This window comes from Bradyrhizobium sp. NAS80.1 (genome assembly GCF_001908205.1).
Lineage (GTDB): Bacteria > Pseudomonadota > Alphaproteobacteria > Rhizobiales > Xanthobacteraceae > Bradyrhizobium.
Window position 1 is genome coordinate 1 of record NZ_LGHL01000066.1, and the last position, 18,687, is coordinate 18,687.

Annotated in this window: 19 protein-coding genes; 10 read left to right on the plus strand and 9 right to left on the minus strand. The window is 63.8% G+C overall.

From position 1 onward, the window contains the following. Positions 1-69, plus strand: a 69-nt coding sequence (locus AC629_RS45340) for a DUF1993 family protein (RefSeq protein ID WP_143199185.1), incomplete at its 5' end; no start/stop codon positions are given. 60 nt (positions 70-129) lie between these two features. Here AC629_RS45340 and AC629_RS46875 read toward each other — a convergent pair. The 6 genes from AC629_RS46875 to AC629_RS16930 all read right to left on the minus strand — a co-directional run bounded on the left by AC629_RS46875 (position 130) and on the right by AC629_RS16930 (position 6,267). After that, positions 130-624, minus strand: a complete 495-nt coding sequence (locus tag AC629_RS46875; RefSeq protein ID WP_084806078.1) for a hypothetical protein — start codon at positions 622-624, stop codon at positions 130-132. Between the two features lie 170 nt (positions 625-794). Further along, positions 795-1,784, minus strand: coding sequence for a hydroxyacid dehydrogenase (locus tag AC629_RS16910; protein WP_084806079.1), 990 nt, complete (start codon positions 1,782-1,784; stop codon positions 795-797). A 34-nt stretch (positions 1,785-1,818) separates the two neighbouring features. Continuing rightward, positions 1,819-2,919: an ABC transporter ATP-binding protein gene (locus tag AC629_RS16915; RefSeq protein WP_084806081.1), complete on the minus strand. Its 1,101-nt coding sequence runs from the start codon at positions 2,917-2,919 to the stop codon at positions 1,819-1,821. 20 nt (positions 2,920-2,939) lie between these two features. Continuing rightward, positions 2,940-3,851 (minus strand): carbohydrate ABC transporter permease, encoded by a 912-nt coding sequence (locus tag AC629_RS16920; protein WP_074123120.1) that lies wholly within the window; start codon positions 3,849-3,851, stop codon positions 2,940-2,942. Next, the gene (locus AC629_RS16925; RefSeq protein ID WP_084806084.1) at positions 3,851-4,786 is read right to left on the minus strand and encodes a carbohydrate ABC transporter permease; all 936 of its coding nucleotides are present in this window, start codon (positions 4,784-4,786) and stop codon (positions 3,851-3,853) included. The genes AC629_RS16920 and AC629_RS16925 overlap by 1 nt, the downstream gene beginning before the upstream one ends. 140 nt (positions 4,787-4,926) lie before the next feature. Continuing rightward, positions 4,927-6,267, minus strand: a complete 1,341-nt coding sequence (locus AC629_RS16930; RefSeq protein ID WP_084806086.1) for an ABC transporter substrate-binding protein — start codon at positions 6,265-6,267, stop codon at positions 4,927-4,929. Positions 6,268-6,768: 501 nt separating this feature from the next. Here AC629_RS16930 and AC629_RS16935 point away from each other — a divergent pair. Then, on the plus strand, positions 6,769-7,575 hold the full coding sequence (locus AC629_RS16935; protein WP_084806087.1) for a Spy/CpxP family protein refolding chaperone: 807 nt from the start codon (positions 6,769-6,771) through the stop codon (positions 7,573-7,575). Between the two features lie 111 nt (positions 7,576-7,686). After that, positions 7,687-8,064 (plus strand): response regulator, encoded by a 378-nt coding sequence (locus AC629_RS16940; protein ID WP_084806088.1) that lies wholly within the window; start codon positions 7,687-7,689, stop codon positions 8,062-8,064. 75 nt (positions 8,065-8,139) lie between these two features. Here AC629_RS16940 and AC629_RS46880 read toward each other — a convergent pair whose 3' ends face one another. The 3 genes from AC629_RS46880 to glk all read right to left on the minus strand — a co-directional run bounded on the left by AC629_RS46880 (position 8,140) and on the right by glk (position 9,760). Continuing rightward, positions 8,140-8,295: a hypothetical protein gene (locus AC629_RS46880; protein WP_168195509.1), complete on the minus strand. Its 156-nt coding sequence runs from the start codon at positions 8,293-8,295 to the stop codon at positions 8,140-8,142. Positions 8,296-8,439: 144 nt separating this feature from the next. Continuing rightward, positions 8,440-8,643, minus strand: a complete 204-nt coding sequence (locus AC629_RS16945) for a hypothetical protein (RefSeq protein WP_084806090.1) — start codon at positions 8,641-8,643, stop codon at positions 8,440-8,442. Positions 8,644-8,788: 145 nt separating this feature from the next. Next, complete coding sequence (gene glk / locus AC629_RS16950; protein ID WP_084806092.1) at positions 8,789-9,760, minus strand: glucokinase; 972 nt, start codon at positions 9,758-9,760, stop codon at positions 8,789-8,791. Positions 9,761-9,993: 233 nt separating this feature from the next. On the opposite strand from glk, the gene pncA reads away from it, so the two are divergent. The 7 genes from pncA to AC629_RS16985 form a co-directional block, all read left to right on the plus strand. Beyond that, positions 9,994-10,635, plus strand: coding sequence for a bifunctional nicotinamidase/pyrazinamidase (pncA, locus tag AC629_RS16955; RefSeq protein ID WP_084806106.1), 642 nt, complete (start codon positions 9,994-9,996; stop codon positions 10,633-10,635). A 16-nt stretch (positions 10,636-10,651) separates the two neighbouring features. Continuing rightward, on the plus strand, positions 10,652-11,767 hold the full coding sequence (locus AC629_RS16960; RefSeq protein WP_084806094.1) for an alpha/beta fold hydrolase: 1,116 nt from the start codon (positions 10,652-10,654) through the stop codon (positions 11,765-11,767). A 145-nt stretch (positions 11,768-11,912) separates the two neighbouring features. Beyond that, on the plus strand, positions 11,913-13,946 hold the full coding sequence (locus AC629_RS16965; protein WP_084806097.1) for an NAD(+) synthase: 2,034 nt from the start codon (positions 11,913-11,915) through the stop codon (positions 13,944-13,946). 451 nt (positions 13,947-14,397) lie between these two features. Further along, a complete protein-coding gene (locus tag AC629_RS16970) occupies positions 14,398-15,213 on the plus strand; it encodes a sugar phosphate isomerase/epimerase family protein (protein ID WP_084806099.1) in 816 nt (271 codons plus the stop codon). A gap of 30 nt (positions 15,214-15,243) precedes the next feature. Further along, positions 15,244-16,881 carry an ABC transporter substrate-binding protein gene (locus tag AC629_RS16975; protein ID WP_084806101.1) on the plus strand — a complete coding sequence of 546 codons (1,638 nt, stop codon included), beginning with the start codon at positions 15,244-15,246 and terminating at the stop codon, positions 16,879-16,881. 3 nt (positions 16,882-16,884) lie between these two features. After that, positions 16,885-17,868, plus strand: a complete 984-nt coding sequence (locus AC629_RS16980; protein ID WP_084806103.1) for an ABC transporter ATP-binding protein — start codon at positions 16,885-16,887, stop codon at positions 17,866-17,868. Next, positions 17,865-18,687, plus strand: an 823-nt coding sequence (locus tag AC629_RS16985) for an ATP-binding cassette domain-containing protein (RefSeq protein WP_084806104.1), incomplete at its 3' end; no start/stop codon positions are given. The genes AC629_RS16980 and AC629_RS16985, both read left to right, overlap by 4 nt.

Here is an 18,687-nt window from a genome sequence, read left to right on the forward strand (position 1 = left end):
ACGGCCTACAACCTCTTGCGACACGCAGGCGTCGAGCTCGTGAAGAAGGATTATCTCGGTCGCAAGTAGAGCATGATCCGGAAAAGTGTGCAGCGGTTTTCCGAAAAGATCATGCTCAAACTATAAGCCCTAGGCTTCGCCCTTTCGCTCGTAGTCGGCGAGCGAGCTGCGGCCGGCGATCTCGCTGCGCAGCAGTTCGAAGCGCCGGTGCGCCTCGTCCTCGTGCGTATCGACGAAATGGACGGCGGCCTCGCTGGTCATCGGGCCGCTGATCACGGGCGCGGACTGCTCGCCGATGGTCTCGTGGACGTAGTACTGGCCGTCGTCGCCGCGATGGACCGTCCATTTGAGGCGGATTGCCACCATCGGCCCGGGGCCAACCTTGCTGTAGCCGTCGGCATCGGTGTGCTCCGGCACCAGCGGCTGCTCCTCGACGACTGGATGCTCGTCAGGGGCCAGCTGCTCGTCATCGGTCAGATGCTCTTCGGCGACTAGTTGCTCTTCATGCTCTTCGACGACGGCAGTCTCGGTCTCGGGTTCGCGGACGACGAGAACGGGCTCGGGGTTCTCCAGGATGCTGGCGATGGTCGCCAGCGCGTGGTCGGTCGGGTCGATCTCTGACAAGGGTCCATCCTCCAGCTCGACGCGGCCGGCTAGTCTGTCCCACTGCCGCCGCGGCCGGACATATTACGCGCGTTTGATTAAGGCTGAGTTGGGGCTCGATCTGCACCAAAATGGGACGCATTCTGGCCTTCCGAAGGCGGGCGGATCAGCCGCCCGCGTTCGGGTTTGCACTAGCCCAGCACGTCCTGATTGATGATGTTCTGCCGGATCGGATCGCCGTCCAGCACACTCAGGATGTTGCGCGCGGTCTGCTCGCTCATGCGGCTCACCGCCTCGACCGTGACGCCCGCCACATGGGGAGCCATGATGACGTTCGGCAGCGCGAACAGCGCATTGCTGACGGGCGGCGGCTCTACCTCGAACACGTCGATGCCGGCCCCGGCGAGCTTTCCGGAGACCAGGGCGTCGTACAGTGCCGCCTCCTGCACGATGCCGCCGCGGGCGGTGTTGATGAGATAGGATTTGGGCTTCATCCGGCCGATCCGCGCCGCATCGAACAGGCCGACGGTTTCCGGCGTCTTCGGACAGTGGATGGTGACGAAGTCGGCTTGAGGCAGTGCAGTGTCGAGATCGGCGACGGGCTCGCAGCCCGCAGCCCTGATCTCGGCTGCAGGCTTGTAGGGGTCGTAGACCTGCACGTTCATTTCCATCGCCAGGCAGCGCTTGGCGGTGCGGGTACCGATGCGGCCGAAGCCGATGATCAGCACGGTCTTGCCGTAGAGATCGAACGGCAGCATGCCGAGCCGGCCGGCCCATTTGCCGTCCTTGACGCAGGAGTGCATTTCCTGCGCGCGCTTGGCCAGCGTCAGCATCATGAAGAGCGCCTGCTCGGCGACCGACGGCGAGTTCGCGCTGCCTGCCACCATCAGCGGCACCTTGCGGCGGGAGAGGGCGGGGACGTCGACGGCGTCGTAGCCGACACCGATGCGGGTCACCACCTTCATATCCTTTGACGCCTCGAGCTCGGTCTCGCCGAAGGCAGTGGCGCCCAATGCCACGCCATGGACCGGCGCATGGCTCTTGAGCAGCGCCTCGAAGTCCCTCGCGGAGATCAGGTTCGGAAACTCGATGAGCTCGATGTCATCCCGCTGGGTGAGAAGGGCGCGTGCCCCTTGCGACAAAGTTTGCGTAACGAAAATCTTCTTCTTGTTGGTCGCCATCGTCCCCTGCCTGCGCGAGTTTCTTGACCGGCCGTCACAACACGGCACCGGTCTCCTCGTTTAGCAGGTGCATATTGTTGAGGTCCATCGCCAAACGCATGGGTGCCCCGTCCGTGGCGCCGGCATTAGGATTGACGCGGCCGCAGACCGGCGTGCCCTCGAGCCCGAAATAGACCAGGGTCTCCATCCCCATCGGTTCGATGACGTCGAGCACGGTTTCGAAGGTTTCGATGCCCGGCCCCAGATGCGCATGCGATTCTGTGAGGTGCTCGGGTCGGATGCCAAGCACCAGCTTGTCGTTGCGCGGCAGCGCGTTGTAGCGGGCGGCGCGGGCGGGCGGCAGCGCGAAAGCGATGCGGTCGGTGAGGCGGATCTGGAGCTTGCCGGCGACATCCTCCAGACGGCACGGGATGAAGTTCATCGCGGGGGAGCCGATGAAGCCTGCGACAAAACGAGTCGCCGGCTTGTGGTAGAGCTCGTTCGGCGTGCCGATCTGTTCGATGCGGCCCTTGTTCATGACCACGACGCGATCGGCAAGCGTCATCGCCTCGACCTGGTCGTGGGTGACGTAGACCGTCGTGGTGCGCACCTTCTGGTGCACCTTCTTGATTTCGATGCGCATCTGCACGCGCAGCTTGGCGTCGAGATTGGACAGCGGCTCGTCGAACAGGAAGACTTTTGGATTGCGCACGATGGCGCGGCCCATCGCGACGCGCTGACGCTGGCCGCCGGAGAGCTGCTTGGGCTTGCGGTCGATCAGGTCGGTGATGTCGAGCAGGCGGGCGGCTTCCGTGACGCGCGCCTTGATCTCGGCCTTGGGATAGTGCTTCAGGCGCAGGCCGAACGACATGTTCTCCGCGACCGTCATGTGCGGATAGAGCGCGTAGTTTTGGAACACCATCGCGATGTCGCGATCCTTCGGCGGCACGTCGTTGACGACGTCACCGCCGATCATGATGTCGCCGTCGCTGATGTCCTCGAGGCCGGCAATCATGCGCAGCGTCGTCGACTTGCCGCAGCCTGATGGCCCCACCAGCACGATGAATTCATGGTCGGCGATGTCCAAATCGATGCCGCGCACGGCTTCCACATCGTCGTAACGCTTGATCACCTTGCGCAAGGAAACGTCGGCCATTGCACTTCAACTCCTCGGTATCAGCCCTTTGTCGCGCCGGCGGTCAGGCCGGCAATGTAGTAGTCCATCAGAAAGGCGTAGATGATCAGCGGCGGGGCCGCGCCGAGCAGCGCGCCGGTCATGATCTGTCCCCAGTTGAAGACGTCGCCCTTGATCAGCGTCGTGGTGATGCCGACCGGCAGCACGAGCTGATCGACTGAGGTCGTGAAGACCAGCGGATAGAGGAACTGCGCCCAGGAGACCGTGAAGGCGAAGATCGTCGCGGCGATCAGGCCGGGGAGCGCGACGGGAATGAAGATCCGCGTCAAGGTCTGGAGCCACGAGGCGCCGTCGATGAGGGCGGCTTCATCGAGCTCCTTCGGGATCGACGCGAAATAGCCGATCATGATCCAGGTGCAGAACGGCACCGTCAGCGTCGGATAGATGAAGAGCAGCACGTACCATCGGTTGAGGAGCGTGATACCGGTCAGGTCCTGGATTACCGCGAGCATCTTGAACAGCGGAATGAACAGGAGGCTGTCCGGGATCAGGTAGGTGAGGAACACACCGGTCGCGAGCGTCGCCGAGCCCCAGAACTTCATTCGTGCCAGCGCGAAGGCCGCGGGGATGCTGATCAGCATCGTGATGATGACGACCACGATCGCCACGATCGACGAATTCCAGAAGAACCGTAAAAACTGGTTCGAGGTCAGGAGCTCGACATAGTTCGACAGCGTCGGGTGGAACACCCACCAGGGATTGGTTGCCGCTGAGATTTCCGCGCTGCTCTTGAGTGAGGTGATCAGCATGTAGACCGGTGGCGTCAGGAAGAAGATCGCAAACAGCACGAGGAAGAAGTAGGACCAGCGCAACGCCCAGGCGCGGTCGCGGCTCATGCTGCCATATTTGACCTTGCGGGAAGGGCCGGCCTTGTCGATCGCGACGGTGCTCATCAGGCTTCGTTCCCACGTTTGGTGACGTCGCGCAGGATGAAGATCGCTGCGACGGCGAGGATCGGCACCATGAACAGAGAGACGCAGGCACCCAGCGGAATATCGCTGCTCTGGATGCCGACCTGGAACGCCCAGGTGGCGAACAGATGCGTCGTATCCAGCGGGCCGCCTGAGGTCAGGATCCGCACGATATCGAAATTGGCGAAGGTGACGATCAGCGAGAACAGCGTCGTGATGGCGATGATGTTGCGCATCATCGGCAGCGTGACATACCAAATGCGCTGCCACCAGTTGGCGCCGTCAATCGCCGCGGCCTCGTAGAGCTGATCGGGTACGGATTTCAGCGCAGCCAGATACATGATCAGGAAGAACGGCGCGCCGTACCAGACGTTGACGAGGATGACTGAAAAGCGCGCCCAGAAGGTGTCGCCGAGCCAGGGGATCGGACCGACGCCGAAGAAGGACAGCGTGTAGTTGAAGGCACTGTAGGAGGGGTCGAACAGCCACAGCCAGGCGAGCGTGCTCATCGCCGGCGGGATCACCCACGGCACGAGCAGCATGCCGCGCCATTTGCGTTGCTTCTTGCCCGGAATGTTGTGGACGAAATGCGCGACGATGAAGCCGATCAGCGCCTTGAAGACCACCGCGGTGATCGCAAAGATGCAGGACTGCTTCACCACCATCCAGAACGTTTCGCGCTTGAACAGGAAGGTGAAATTGCCGAGGCCGACGAATTTCGTCATCGCCTTGTTCAGCGTCGCCAGGTAGACCGAATAGAAGGCGGGGTAGAGCACGAGCAGCACGATCAGCAGGATCAGCGGCAGCGTCAGGAAGAACGCCACCGTCGATTTACGCCCCAGCGCGTTGCGCAGGCTCCCCCGTTTGCGCGTGCCTGTGCGGGCGACGCGACCTTGCTGAACGACGACCTCGGCCATGGCAGCTTCCTCAAGTCAGCTTCTTTGCAGACTGTCCAACCGCGAAGCCGACCTTACGGGTCGGCTCCCCGTCATGCGGATCCAATAGGTGTTGGGGCGGGCTCACGCGCGTGGCGTGAACCGCCCTGGCACACCCCGGCCTAGCTCCGCATGAAGCCTTCGCACTCGCCCTCGGCCCAGGCGAGTGTCTGCTCCATCGTCTCCCCCCGCGAATAACGCAGCGCCATCTTGGTCAGCGTGGCCTGGAAGTAGATCTGCTGCGCGATCTTGGGCGGCGCCGGCGATGCTGCAATCGACAGCGTCTGATGGTTGTAGGGGTTGGGATAGTGATAGAGCGTTCCCTTGGGCGGTCCTTCCTCCGCCCAGGTCTTCAACGTAGTCATGTTCGCGTAGGCCGGCAGATCATAGCCGCCGCTCACCGCGACGAACTTCTCGATCGACGAGGGCGAGGACAAATGCAGGAGCAGGCTCTTGGCCGCCTCCTTGTTCTTGCCGAAGCTCCAGACACCCCAGAAATACGGCAGGAAGGGCGCGAAACGCCCCTTCGGGCCGGCGGGACATCCGTGCGTCCAGCACTGCTCGGCGACCTGCGGCGCGTCGCGCTTGGCAACCGCCCAGGCGCTCGGCGGATTCATGATCAGCGCGCCTCGGCCGGAGATCAGCCACTTGTTGTTCGAGGCGTCATCCCAGGACGGTGCGTCCGGGGGGAGGAACGCGATCAGCTTCTTGTAGTATTCGAGAGCCTGGCGAACCTGATCGGTCTTCACCGTGATATCGCCCTTGGCGTTGACGAGCTCGGCGCCGAACGACTGGAAGATCGCTCCGGCCGTATCGACGCTGTCGGTGGTCTCACCGAGGCCGATGCCGAAGGGGAAGCCGCCCTTCTGGCAGGCCTCTGCCGCCTTCAAGAATGTGTCCAGGGTCCAATTGTCAGCCTTGGGCGGACTGCCTGCCGGATACATCTCCTGAACGTCGATGCCCGCATATTTCTTCATCAGGTCGATGCGCGAGCAGGGACCCTTGATCTGGCTGCCGGGTGTCGCGGGCACGGCGAGCCATTTGCCGCCGGACTGTCCGAGATATTTGACGGTGCCGTTGACCTCGCCGTTCTGCTTGATGAGCGGCTCCATGACGTCGTTGAGCGGCTCGAGATTCTCCGAATAGGCGTGCGGCCACCAGCTCGGCATCTGAAGGATGTCGTGACCGGATTTGGCCTGAGCTTCGGCCGCCGCGGTCAGCTCGATCTTCTTGTTGTTGCTGGTGATGTAGTCGATGGAAACCTCGACCTTCTCCTTCGCAGCCCACTGGTTGACGAGTTCGGTGGAGGCACTATTGGCGCCGGGCACCCAGTGGTCCCAGAAGCCGATCGAGAGTTTGCCGGCGGCGTAAGCGCCTCGGACATAGGGCGCCGTGATCAGCGCCGCGGAGGACATTGCAGTGGCAGCCACAAATTGACGTCGCGTCAGTGTCTTGCGTGACATCTCGTTTCCTCGCTTGGGTGTTTTATTGTTCTGGTATTTCCTCTGACTTTCCTGAGTTTTGTTCTTGATTTTCTTGTTGGCGTTTCTTGCTGGAAGTTTCTTATTGGTGCCGTCAGCTTCGAGAGCAAGTCACGCGAGGCGCGGCAAATTGGTAGCGCGATCAGATCATGATTGATCGCGTCTGTCGAGAAAGCCGAACGGCTGGACGTCTAGAACTAACGTTGTGTTCGGGAACGCGGCAGCGCCTTCGGTATCGCGCGCCTGACGTGGACCGCGGCTGCTCATTTTGCGACGCACACTTCGCGCAGGCAGGGCTGGAACGGTCTGTGCGCAATTACGCCGCAGTTTCGAATGAGCTTTGATAACTGCTTCGCGCGAAAGACCTTTCGGCGTGGACAGCATTGGCTGCGTCTGGACCTCGACGCAGTGAAAACGATAGAGTTGCAACCGGCGGGTGGCTTCCACCCCAACAGGCCAATCAGAGCGACGATGGAGACGAGAATGACCAACCCGGCGCCGCCCGCGCGGCTTCACCTCCGGCGATGGCTCGCGCTGGGCTCCATGCTCGCGTTGTTGCTCGGCGCAGCCGCGGTGGCGAACGCGCAGGGCCTGGTCAAGGGTGTTCAGGACGGCGCTGCGGCCGGCAACAAGGCGGCCGGCCCCGTCGGTGGCGTGCTGGGCGGCGCGATCGGCGGCGTGGTCGGCGTCTTCACCGGCGTGCTCGGCGTCAACACCAATAACAACAACCAGCAGGCGCCGGCCGCCAAGGATGCCAACAAGGACGCGAGCAAGGATGCCAAGCAGCCGGGCGCCGGCAAGGACAAGGACGCCAAGAGCGCCAAGGCCGGCAAGAGCGCCAAGCCGAGCAAGGAAGCCAAGAACGCGCCGCAAGACAACAAGGACAATGACAACAAGGATGTCACGGTCCTCACCCAGACCGGCGCGCCGCAGCTGACCGCCGACCAGATCGTCGCCAACAGCGATTCCTATATCGAGCGGATCAAGACCGAACTGAACCTCACGCCCGATCAGGAGAAGCACTGGTTCGGCTTCTCGAGCGCTATGCACTATCTCGGGCACAATGGTGCAGAGCGGCTCAACCTGCGGATTGCCCGCGCCAAGCGCGATCCGCCCGACGACATCATCGAGCAGATGCGTAACGAGTCGCAATTCCTGATCGACCGTGCCGCCGATCAACGCAACGTCGCGGACGCTGCCGAGCCGCTCTATTCGAGCCTCGACGACAAGCAGAAGCAGGTCTTCATCCAGGAGATGGTACGCCTCAGCCACGAGCGCGGGCTGGATTGATCAAGTTGAATTGGATTGCGCGCGCCGGAATTAACGGCGCCCGCCACGAATTCGTGAATCCTCTCCGCAACTCGGCTATGATTAGTTTCGCAAGCTGACTGCGGGGTTGTTATGGCGGACGGACTCTCCGTTTTCCTGGTCGAAGACGAGGCGTTGATCCGGATGATGATCGCCGACATGGTGGAGGAACTCGGCCACCACGTCGTTGCGGAAGCGGACAATGTGCGGGACGCGAGCGCCTTCGCGATGACCGCGCAATATGATTTCGCGATCCTCGACATCAATCTGATGGGCCTCTACGTCGATCCCGTCGCCGACCTGATCGAGCGCCGTGGAAAGCCGTTTCTGTTCGCCACGGGCTACGGACCAGAACTGCTGCCGTCCTTGCTCCGGCGTAGGCCGACCCTGCGCAAGCCGATTTCCCTCGATCAGCTCAAGGCGATGATCGACACCCTGTTTCCGGACGCGACGGCCAGGACACCGCACTGAGGCCCCGCACTGAGGTCGCCAACGAAAATGGCCGCCCGTCAGGGCGGCCATTTGGCGAAGGAAGTCGCGGCGATCTTACATCAGGCCGGCACTGAGGTCGATGCCGCGCGTCATCAGGCCGAACGAGGCGACCAGGCCCACGCAGCAGAACAGCAAGATGATCTTGAAAGAAGAATCGGCAAAACGCGTTTCGACAGCGGCCGGCATTGCGGCGAGCGAAATCATGCTCATGTTCATTCCCCCCTTTGTTGCCCCTGAATTGCATCAGGTGAAGCAACTCTTAGAGCAAAAAGTTTGACACGAGCTTGCTAGGGATCATTAACGGAATCGCAATCGGTCGCCTGTTCGCGCGAGCAGCAGGCGGTCCCGCAAGATTCATTTGCGGCCGTTCTTCAGCACCGTTGCAATGGTATGAGCGGTCATGGCGGCGCGGTCCGAAGCGCGCTGCGCGGCCAGCCGGTCTCGCGCCTTTTCCTCGATCAAGAGCTCGATCAGGGCTAGCCGCTTGTCATCGTCGTCCGCCTCGGTCAGCAGGCGGTGATAGCGGTGATAGTCGAAACCTATGTCCTGCTTACGCATGTTACGCCCCCGCAACTACGCCACACATGGCTGAACTGTTCATTATCGGGAACAAACGGGCAAGTGAGTTCCTGCATGGAACCGCACGTTCGTTGCAATCAGCTGTGAATTACCGGAACAGGAGCGCGGGGAGGGTAGGCGCGCCTCAATCAGGATTGTGGTCGGCAAACGTCTTCAGGCCGACGAAGCTCGCGTCGGGCTTGGTCACCAGCCTGGTCGGAATGTTGCGTAAGTAGTCCTGGAAGCGTCCCTTGGCTTCGAAGCGCGCGCGGAAGGCCGAGGCCGCCAGGAAATCCGGGAAGCGCGGCACGATTCCGCCGGCGATATAGACGCCGCCGCGGGCGCCGAAGGTCACGGCGAGATTGCCCGCGACCGAGCCGAGGATGGCGCAGAACATCTCGAGTGTCGCGCGGCTGACGGCGCAACTGCCTTCCAGAGCGGCCTTGGTGATGGCGGCCGCATCGCGATGCGGCACCTGAGCGCAATCGATCTCGGCCAGCGCCTCGTAGAGGCTTTGTAGCCCAGAGCCCGATAGCGCGCCGCGCTCGATGGAAACATGGCCGAAGCGCCGGCGCAGGCAGGTAATCACATGTTCCTCGCGCTCGTTCTCCGCCGGCAGGGTCGCGTGTCCCGCCTCGGTGACGACGGCCAGCCGGGCGCCATGGCGCTCGACCAGACAGGAGACGCCAAAGCCGGTTCCGGGCCCGACCACCAGCAGTGGTTCTCCCGGCAAGCCGTCTTGTCCGCCGAGCGGGATCAGATCAGCAGGCTGTAAGGCGGGCAGGGACCAGGCCACGACTTCGAAGTCATTGAGCACGTGTACGCTGTTGAAGCCGAGGGCCGGCTGCAGCTCGTTGCCATCGATGACCCATGGGCTGTTGGTCATGACGCAGCGGTTATTGGTCACGGGCCCTGCGACAGCCAGCACGGCCCTTGGGGGCGGCTTGCCGCCGGATCGCCGCGCCAGGACATCGGCGATGGCCTCTCGAACGGTCGGGAAGTCGGCGACCTTCACATAGTCGATCGGTCCGGTCTGCTCGCCCTCGGTCAGCGCAAAGCGCGCATTGGTGCCGCCGATATCGGCGAGAAGAATCTGTCCTGTCTTGCCGATACTCATGGCCTCTTGGCTGCCGCAGCCTGCCGGCTGCGGGAACCCCTTTCTCCGCACCTTCGATCCGATCCGCGTCGCGGACGTCCGAGAATCCGCCCTCGGGTGAGCCTAGTCAACACGGACGAAGCCAAAGCGTTGCATCTTGGCCGGTCGAGGTCGCTACATCTGCGCAGGTGGTTGCGAAGCTGGCCGGGAAGATCGACATTGAGGGGAGCGTTCGGCGCCATCGCGCCTGGCAGATGGAATGGACAGCGATGAAGATCTCCGACCGTGACGTGCTGCTGGTGATCGACGTGCAGAATGATTTCTGCACCGGCGGAGCACTCGCCGTTCACGGCGGCGAGAAAGTCGTCCCAGCCATCAACCACATCGCCCAAAAATTCGCCAATGTGGTGCTGACCCAGGATTGGCACCCGCGCGACCATGTCTCATTCGCGTCGAACCATGCGGGCAAGCAGCCGTTCCAGACCATCGAGCTCGACTATGGCACGCAGGTGCTCTGGCCGACGCATTGCGTGCAGGGCACGGCGGGCGCCGAATTCCACCGTGATCTCGACAGCACCCGGGCGAGCATGGTGGTGCGCAAAGGCTTTCGTCGCGGCATCGATTCCTATTCGGCGCTTTTCGAGAACGACCACCGCACGCCGACGGGCCTGCTCGGATATTTGCGCGAACGCGAGCTGAAGACCGTCTTCGTCACCGGCCTGGCGCTGGATTTCTGCGTCCGCTTCTCGGCGGAAGACGCGCGCAAGGCCGGCTTCGAGGTTGCCGTCATCGAGGACGCCTGCCGCGGCATCGATCTTGACGGCTCCGTCGCCGCGACCCGCCGGAGTTTTAAGGACCTCGGCATTTCCGTGATCAGCCTCGAGGCGTTCCTGTGAGGGGTGTGAGATCGCCATGGTAGAGAAGACCGGCAAACGGTTGCGCGAACCGGCGCATGTTCCGGATGATCCGCTGCTGTGGCCGATTGCGGCGGCGCGGCTCGCCATGGACGCTTGTTTCTGGTGGCTGGAGCGCGGCCCGGCGGAGCGGGACGACAGCAGCCTGCCGTGGACGACGCCAGGCACCGTTGCGTTGGAGCTTGCAACCATGCGCCTGCGCAATTGTACGCGGAGGCGATCCGGCCAACCCGCCCTGGTCTGCGCGCCCCTTGCGCTGCATCGGGCCCTGATTGCCGACTTCGCGCCCGGCCACAGTGTGGTGCAGTCCCTGCACACTGGCGGCATCGACCGGGTCTATCTCACCGACTGGCGCTCGGCCGCGCCGGACATGTGCTATCTCTCGATTGACAGCTATCTCGGCGATCTCAACGTCGCCGTCGACGAGATCGGCGCGCCGGTCGATCTCGTCGGCCTGTGCCAGGGCGGATGGCTGTCGCTGCTCTACGCGGCGCGGTTTCCCGCCAAGGTGCGGCGGCTCGTGCTGGTTGGCGCTCCCGTCGATCTCTCGATCGACTCTGCGCTCTCGCGGCTTGCCCGCAACGCGCCTGAAATGGTCTATGATCAGCTCGTCGTGCGTGGCGGCGGCAACGTCAACGGCGAGGAGATGCTACGGTTCTGGTCCAGGGCGCCCAGCCGCGATGACATCGCGGTGGCGTTGCAGAAGGATCTCTCGGACGACGAAGGCGCGGCGCTGCTCGCGCGCTTCGACCGCTGGAATACCGAGACGCTCAATCTGCCCGGGACCTATTATCTGGAGATCGTCAACTGGATCTTCCGGGAGAACCGGATTGCCCGCGGCAACTTCATGGCGCTCGGCCGTGAGGTCCATCTGAAGGACGTCAAGGCGCCGGTCTTCCTGCTGGCCGGGCTCGACGACGATGTCGTGCCGGCCACGCAGGCGCTGGCCACCGCTGGTCTGCTCGGCACGCCGCCGGCCTTCATTGCGGCGGCCTCCGAGCCCAGTGATCATCTCGGACTGTTCATGGGGGCACGGATCCACGCACATGCCTGGCCCCGGATCGCCGAATGGCTGCGCGGCGATCTAACCAAGGTGCTGGCCCGCAGCGCCTGATTTCGCATGTTGCTGAGTGGGCGGACATGCAAATCCGTTATGCATGATGGCGGGATGGCCTGCACGCGGCCCGGTCGATGCGCTACATATGGTCTGGAACTGACGGCTGCGGCCGACAGCGAACAGATCAAAGGTACTGCGCTCGATGAGCTTCCACTCGATCTACGCCCACGGATTTGCGCGCGTGGCGGCCTGCGTCACCACGTCCCATGTCGCCGATCCCTCGGCCAACGCCAAGGCCATCCTGGCGGCGGCGAATGCCTGCCACGAGCAATCGGTGGCGGTCGCCGTGTTTCCCGAACTGTGCCTGTCCGGCTATGCGATCGAGGACCTCGTGAAGCAGGACCCGCTGCTCGACGCGGTCGAGCGCGGGCTGGCTGGGATCGTCGAGGCCTCTTCGGCATTGATGACCGTCCTGATCGTCGGCGCGCCGCTGCGCTTTGGTCATCGCATCTACAATTGCGCCGTTGTCATCCATCGCGGCAACGTCCTTGGCGTCGTGCCCAAGAGCTACCTTCCGACCTATCGCGAATTCTACGAGGGACGGCATTTCGCCTCGGGCGCCGGCATCGTCGGGGAGGCGATCGCGATCGGCGGGCTGCGCGCGCCGTTCGGCGTTGATCTGCTGTTTACGGCGGAGGACGTCCCGGGCCTGACCATCGGCGTCGAGATCTGCGAGGACATGTGGATCCCGGTGACGCCGGCTTCGGAGCTGGCGCTCGCTGGTGCGAGCGTGCTGATCAACCTCTCGGGCAGCCCGATCACGATCGGCCGGGCGCGTTCGCGCGCGCTGCTGTGCCAATCCACATCGGCGCGCTGCCTCGCGGCTTACGTGTATGCGGCCGCCGGGGCAGGGGAATCGACCACCGATCTCGCCTGGGACGGCCAGACCTCGATCTACGAGAACGGCGTGCTGCTAGCCGAGGGCGAGCGATTCCGCCAGGGCGGACAGATCACGCTGGCCGACGTTGATCTCGACCTGCTCAGGCAGGAGCGCGCGCTGATGGGGACGTTCGACGACAACCGCCGGCAGCGCGAAGCATTTTTCCGCACAGTGACGTTCGCGCTGAAGGCGCCAGCCACCGACATCGGCTTCGTACGCAAGGTCGAGCGCTTTCCGTTCGTGCCGAGCGATGAGCACCTGCTCGAGCAGGATTGCTATGAGGCTTATAACATCCAGGTCGCCGGCCTGGTGCAGCGCATGCGCGCGACCGGCACCAAGCGTGTCGTGATCGGCGTGTCGGGTGGCCTTGATTCCACCCACGCCCTGATCGTTGCCGCCAAGGCGGTCGACCTGCTCGGCCTGCCACGCGAAAATATCCTTGCTTACACGATGCCAGGCTTTGCCACCGGCAGCGAGAGCAAGACTAATGCGCTGGCGCTGATGAAGGCGTTGCAGACGAATTGGCAAGAGCTCGACATCCGCACCACGGCCACGCAGATGCTCAAGGACATCGGCCATCCCTTCGGCAAGGGCGAACCGGTCTATGACGTGACCTTCGAGAACGTGCAGGCGGGCCTGCGCACGGACTATCTGTTCCGGCTGGCCAACCATCACGGCGGCATCGTCATCGGAACCGGCGACCTTTCCGAGCTCGCGCTCGGCTGGTGTACCTACGGCGTCGGCGACCAGATGGCGCACTATAATGTCAACGCCGGGGTGCCGAAGACGCTGATCCAGCATCTGATCCGCTGGGTGATCGCCTCGAAGCAGTTCAGCAACGACGTGAACCGGACGCTTGCCTCCATCCTGTCCGCCGAAATCTCGCCCGAACTGGTCCCGGTGAAGCCCGGCGAGAAGCCGCAGAGCACGGAAGCCTCCGTCGGGCCCTATGAGCTCCAGGATTTCAACCTGTTCTACACACTGCGGTTCGGCATGCGGCCGTCCAAGATCGCCTTCATGGCGTCGCATGCCTGGAAGGACGTCGCCAAGGGCGAATGGCCGCCGGCATTCCCGACCGATCGGCGCAAGGCCTACGATCTCAAGGAGATCCGCCGCTGGCTGGAGGTGTTCCTGCGCCGCTTCTTCGCCTTCAGCCAGTTCAAGCGCTCGGCTATGCCGAACGGACCGAAGGTTTCCGCCGGCGGTTCGCTGTCGCCGCGCGGCGACTGGCGTGCGCCGTCGGATTCGAGCGCGGCAGCATGGCTTGAGGATCTCGAGCGGAATGTGCCGAACTGATCGGGCAGGACACTAACAGGGCGCCTCAAAACGATTTCGCGCCGCGCGGCGCACATCGCCGGCGGCGCGAAATTGCGTTCAATCTAGAAAGTGCGAGGTCCGGAGTGCCTAGGAGTCCGGACCTCGTCACCTTGCCCCAGCCTTCAATCCCCCGCCCCATGCAGCGTGATCGGAGGGTGATGCCCTTGGAAGTGGCCGCCGATCGATGCGCGCGATGTACGCGAAGAATGGTTAGGAATCCATTCCGGATCACTACGGACACGAACGTGCTCTTCTCCGCGCCCTGATGTGTTCGTCTGCATTTGCTGCCATTGCTGCTGCCTGAGTTCGATGCACGAGACCGGCGGGATGTCCACATCTCGTCCGCCCCGCGGAACCGGCATTTCACGGGCCTGTCATTGAACTGGTCTAGCGCTGCTCTTGTCATCGCTGACAGTCAAGGGAGCAAGCCATGTCGAAGCCGGTGTTGGGCGTCGCATTGTCCATCAAATCAATCCCCGCCCACCGCGACTGGCTTCTTGAGCGGCAACGCGATCTCGAAATCCAGGATTTCTTCCGCGCGGATTTGCTCGACAGCGACTGGCGAAGCACGGCCGGCGAGATCAAGCAGATGCTCGAAGGCCATACCGGCCGGCTCGGCATCCACGGCCCGTTCTGGGGCTTCAAGATCGACAGCCATGATCCGATGATCCGTCAGGCGGTGACGAAGCGCCTGCTTCAGGGCCTTGATGCAGCTGAATTCCTCGGCGCAACGCAGATGGTGATCCATTCGCCGTTCACGACCTGGGACCACAACAATCTCGATCTCTATCCGGACAACCGTGGCAATCTTGTCGAACGTGTCAAGGCAACCCTCGCCGAGGTGATCGCGCGCGCCGAAGCAATCGGCTGCGAGATCGTCATTGAAAACATCGAGGACAAGGATCCGCGCGATCGCGTGCGCCTCGCCAAGGCGCTCGAAAGCAGCAAGGTCCGCGTCTCCCTCGACACCGGTCATGCCAATTACGCGCACGTCTCCACCGGTGCGCCGCCGGTGGACTTCTACGTCGAGACTGCCGGTGACATGTTGACGCATGTGCACCTCCAGGACACCGACGGCTTTGCCGACCGGCACTGGGCACCGGGCGAAGGCAATATCCCCTGGGTGGCCGTATTCCGCGCGCTCGGCCGGCTGACCTCGAACCCGCGGCTGATCCTCGAACTCCGCAACCACGACGACGTCCGCGCCGGCGCAGCCCATCTCGCCGCGTTCGGTCTCGCCGAATAACCGACATCACAAAGGGCAGGGGTTATCGTCATGAGCAAGCTCACCCGTCGCACCATCCTGAAGTCCGGTACTGCCGCCGCAGGCACGTTGCTGCTGCCGCGGTTTGCAATCGCGCAGGCCGACAATCGCCCGTCGGTGACGATCGCCGTGCAGAAGGTCACAAATTCGAATGTGCTCGACGTGCTGCGCGAGCAGTCCAACGTCGGTGAGCGCGTGTTCTTTTCCTCGATCTGGGAAGGCCTGATCTCGAAGAACTGGCGCGGCAGTCTCGAGGCCGTGCCGGGCCTTGCCAGCGAGTGGCGCCGCATCGACGACCAGACTGTCGAGGTGAAGCTGCGCCAGGGCGTGAAGTTCCACAACGGCGACGAGCTGACGGCCGAAGACGTCGTCTTCACTTTCAGCCGCGAGCGCATGTTCGGTGAAACCGAGGCCAAGAGCCGCTCAACCATCCAGGCCTTTGAAAAGATCCCGACGCCGCGCCCGGGCAAGGAGCTCCCGCCGGACGTCCCCGCGGTTGCGCGCCGTATCTGGCCGGACCTCGTGCGTGTCGACGCCGTCGATAAATATACTGTTCGCTTCTGCAACGCGACGCCCGACGTCACGATCGAGGGGCGCCTGTCGCGCTACGGCTCGGACATCATGAACCGCCGCGCCTGGGAAGAATCCGCGAGCTATCTCGACTGGGCGCGCAAGCCGATCACAACCGGCCCCTACAAGGTCGTCGAGCTCAAGCCTGACGTGTCGCTGACCCTGGAAGCGCATGACGAATATTGGGGCGGCCGTCCGCCGCTCAAGCGCATCCGCTTCCTGGAGGTGCCGGAGGTCGCGAGCCGCATCAACGGGCTGCTATCGGGCGAATACCAGTTCGCCTGCGACATCCCGCCGGACCAGATCGCCGGCATCGAGATGAATTCTGCGTTCGAAGTGCAGGGCGGCACCATCCTCAATCATCGCCTGACCGTGTTCGACAAGAACCACGCCCAGCTCGCCAATCCCTTGGTGCGGCGCGCCTTCACCTATGCGATCGACCGCCAGGCTATCGTCGACAGCCTGTGGGCCGGCCGCACCCGCGTGCCGAAGGGCCTGCAGTGGGAATTCTATGGCGACATGTTCAACGCCGACTGGAGCGTGCCGGCCTATGATCCGAAGCTCGCGCAGGATCTCTTGAAGCAGGCGAACTACAAGGGCGATCCGATTCCGTATCGCCTGCTCAACAACTACTACACCAACCAGGTCGCGACCGCGCAGGTGCTGGTGGAGATGTGGAAGTCGGTCGGCCTCAACGTCCAAATCGAGACCAAGGAGAACTGGTCGCAGATCATGGAACGCGCGCCGACCCGCGCTGTGCGCGACTGGTCGAACTCGGCCGCCTTCAACGACCCGGTGTCCTCGCTGGTCGCCCAGCATGGCCCGAACGGCCAGCAGCAGCAGATCGGCGAATGGACCAATGCCGAGCTGAACACGCTCTCGGAGTTCCTGGAGACTTCGACCGACCGCGCGGCGCGCAAGAAGGCGTTCCGCCGCATGCTGGAGATCGCCGAGCGCGAAGATCCCGCCTACACGGTGCTGCACCAGAACGCGACCTTCACCGCCAAGCCGAAATCGATCAAGTGGAAGGCGGCCCCCGCGTTCGCGATGGATTTCCGCGCCGGCAATTTCGAGGCGTAAGCTGTGACGCCGCTCGTCAGCATCCAGGGCCTCAGCGTCGGCTTCAACGGCGTGCCGGTCCTGCGCGGTGTCGATCTCACCTTGCGGAAGGGCGAGGCCCTCGGCCTCGTCGGCGAGTCCGGCTCCGGCAAGTCGGTGACGTGGCTTGCAGCGCTCGGTCTCTTGCCGCGGCATGCGAAGGTCTCCGGTTCGGTGCGGCTCGATGGGCGCGAAATCCTCGGCGCGCCGGCTTCTGAGCTCGACCAGGTGCGGGGCGGGCGGGTCGCCATGATCTTCCAGGATCCGGCCAGCGCGCTCAACCCGGTGCTCACTGTCCGCAGGCAGCTCTGCGAAGCGCTGGCGCTGCATCGCGATCTCTCCGGCGAGACCGTGAAGGCGGAAGCGCAGCGGCTGCTTGATCTTGTCGGCATTCCCGACGCCGCGCGGCGGCTCTCCGCCTATCCGCACGAGTTTTCCGGCGGCCAGGTCCAGCGCATCATGATCGCGATGGCGCTCGCCGGAAATCCCGATCTGCTGATCGCGGACGAGCCGACCACGGCGCTCGACGCCACCATCCAGGCCCAGATCCTGGAGCTGCTCTCCTCTGTTCGCCGCGAGATGAGCATGGCGATGGTGCTGATCAGCCACGATCTCGGCGTTGTTGCCGAGAACTGCGACCGCGTCGCGGTGATGTATGCCGGCCGCATCGTCGAGCAGGCGCCAGCCAACCAGCTCTTTGCCGATCCCGTGCATCCCTATGCGCAAGGTCTGATCGGCGCATTGCCACCGCTCGACGGACCGCGTCGGCGCCTGACGGCGATCCCCGGGACCGTGCCCGATCCCGCGAGCATGCCGGGCGGCTGCGCCTTCGCGCCGCGCTGTGCGCTGTCGGCCGAGCCGTGCAGCGCTGCAGCTCCGACCCTTACGCCGATCGCGGACGACCGGGCCGTCGCCTGCATTCGTGCCGAGGCCTCCCGCCGTGCCCTGTTCGGGATCGCCGCCGAATGAACGCGCAGCTCGTCGAGGTGTCCTCGATCTCGCGCAGCTACACAATGCGCTCCGGGATGTTTGGTCGCAGCACGGCCGTCCATGCGGTCGACGGCGTGTCGCTCTCGATCCACAAGGGCGAGACGCTGGGCCTTGTTGGCGAGTCTGGCTCGGGCAAATCGACCACCGGCCGCATTGTGCTCGGGCTCGAGCCGCCCGATCGCGGCGAGGTGCGATTCGACGGCAAGCCGATGGCTGTGCCTGGAACGGCTGAGTGGCGCGCACAACGTGCGCACATGCAGATGATCTTCCAGGATCCGCTCGGGGCGCTCGACCGGCGTTTGCTGGTCGCGGCGCAAATCCGCGAGCCTCTCGACATTCACGGTGTCGGCACGCCCGCGGAGCGCGAGGACCGCGTTCGCGAATTGCTGCGCGCGGTCGAACTCACGCCAGCGCATGGTGGGCGTTATCCGGGTGCGCTCTCCGGCGGACAGCGCCAGCGCATCGTTCTGGCGCGGGCGCTGGCGACGAAGCCGGACTTCCTGGTCTGCGACGAGCCGGTCAGCGCACTCGACGTCTCAATCCAGGCGCAGGTGGTGAACCTGCTCAGCGATCTCCAGGCTCAGCTCGCGTTGACGCTTCTGTTCATCAGCCACGATTTGCGCGTCGTCCGGCAGATCAGCAACGTCGTCGCGGTGATGTATCTCGGCCGCATCGTCGAGATCGGCAACGCCGACGACCTGTTCGCGCGGCCGGAGCATCCTTATACGCAGGCGCTGGTCTCGGCCTCGCCGGCGCCGGGCCGCCGCAGCGCGGGCCGCATCGTGCTGGCGGGTGATC

Coding starts and splice junctions, on each gene's coding strand:
- AC629_RS16940 (WP_084806088.1), top strand. CDS start 7,687: ATGGCGGACGGACTCTCCGTTTTCCTGGTCGAAGACGAGGCGTTGATC.
- AC629_RS16965 (WP_084806097.1), top strand. CDS start 11,913: ATGAGCTTCCACTCGATCTACGCCCACGGATTTGCGCGCGTGGCGGCC.
- AC629_RS16915 (WP_084806081.1), bottom strand. CDS start 2,919: ATGGCCGACGTTTCCTTGCGCAAGGTGATCAAGCGTTACGACGATGTG.
- AC629_RS16910 (WP_084806079.1), bottom strand. CDS start 1,784: ATGGCGACCAACAAGAAGAAGATTTTCGTTACGCAAACTTTGTCGCAA.
- AC629_RS46880 (WP_168195509.1), bottom strand. CDS start 8,295: ATGAGCATGATTTCGCTCGCCGCAATGCCGGCCGCTGTCGAAACGCGT.
- glk (WP_084806092.1), bottom strand. CDS start 9,760: ATGAGTATCGGCAAGACAGGACAGATTCTTCTCGCCGATATCGGCGGC.
- pncA (WP_084806106.1), top strand. CDS start 9,994: ATGGAATGGACAGCGATGAAGATCTCCGACCGTGACGTGCTGCTGGTG.
- AC629_RS16935 (WP_084806087.1), top strand. CDS start 6,769: ATGACCAACCCGGCGCCGCCCGCGCGGCTTCACCTCCGGCGATGGCTC.
- AC629_RS16975 (WP_084806101.1), top strand. CDS start 15,244: ATGAGCAAGCTCACCCGTCGCACCATCCTGAAGTCCGGTACTGCCGCC.
- AC629_RS16930 (WP_084806086.1), bottom strand. CDS start 6,267: ATGTCACGCAAGACACTGACGCGACGTCAATTTGTGGCTGCCACTGCA.
- AC629_RS16960 (WP_084806094.1), top strand. CDS start 10,652: ATGGTAGAGAAGACCGGCAAACGGTTGCGCGAACCGGCGCATGTTCCG.
- AC629_RS16945 (WP_084806090.1), bottom strand. CDS start 8,643: ATGCGTAAGCAGGACATAGGTTTCGACTATCACCGCTATCACCGCCTG.
- AC629_RS16920 (WP_074123120.1), bottom strand. CDS start 3,851: ATGAGCACCGTCGCGATCGACAAGGCCGGCCCTTCCCGCAAGGTCAAA.
- AC629_RS16925 (WP_084806084.1), bottom strand. CDS start 4,786: ATGGCCGAGGTCGTCGTTCAGCAAGGTCGCGTCGCCCGCACAGGCACG.
- AC629_RS16970 (WP_084806099.1), top strand. CDS start 14,398: ATGTCGAAGCCGGTGTTGGGCGTCGCATTGTCCATCAAATCAATCCCC.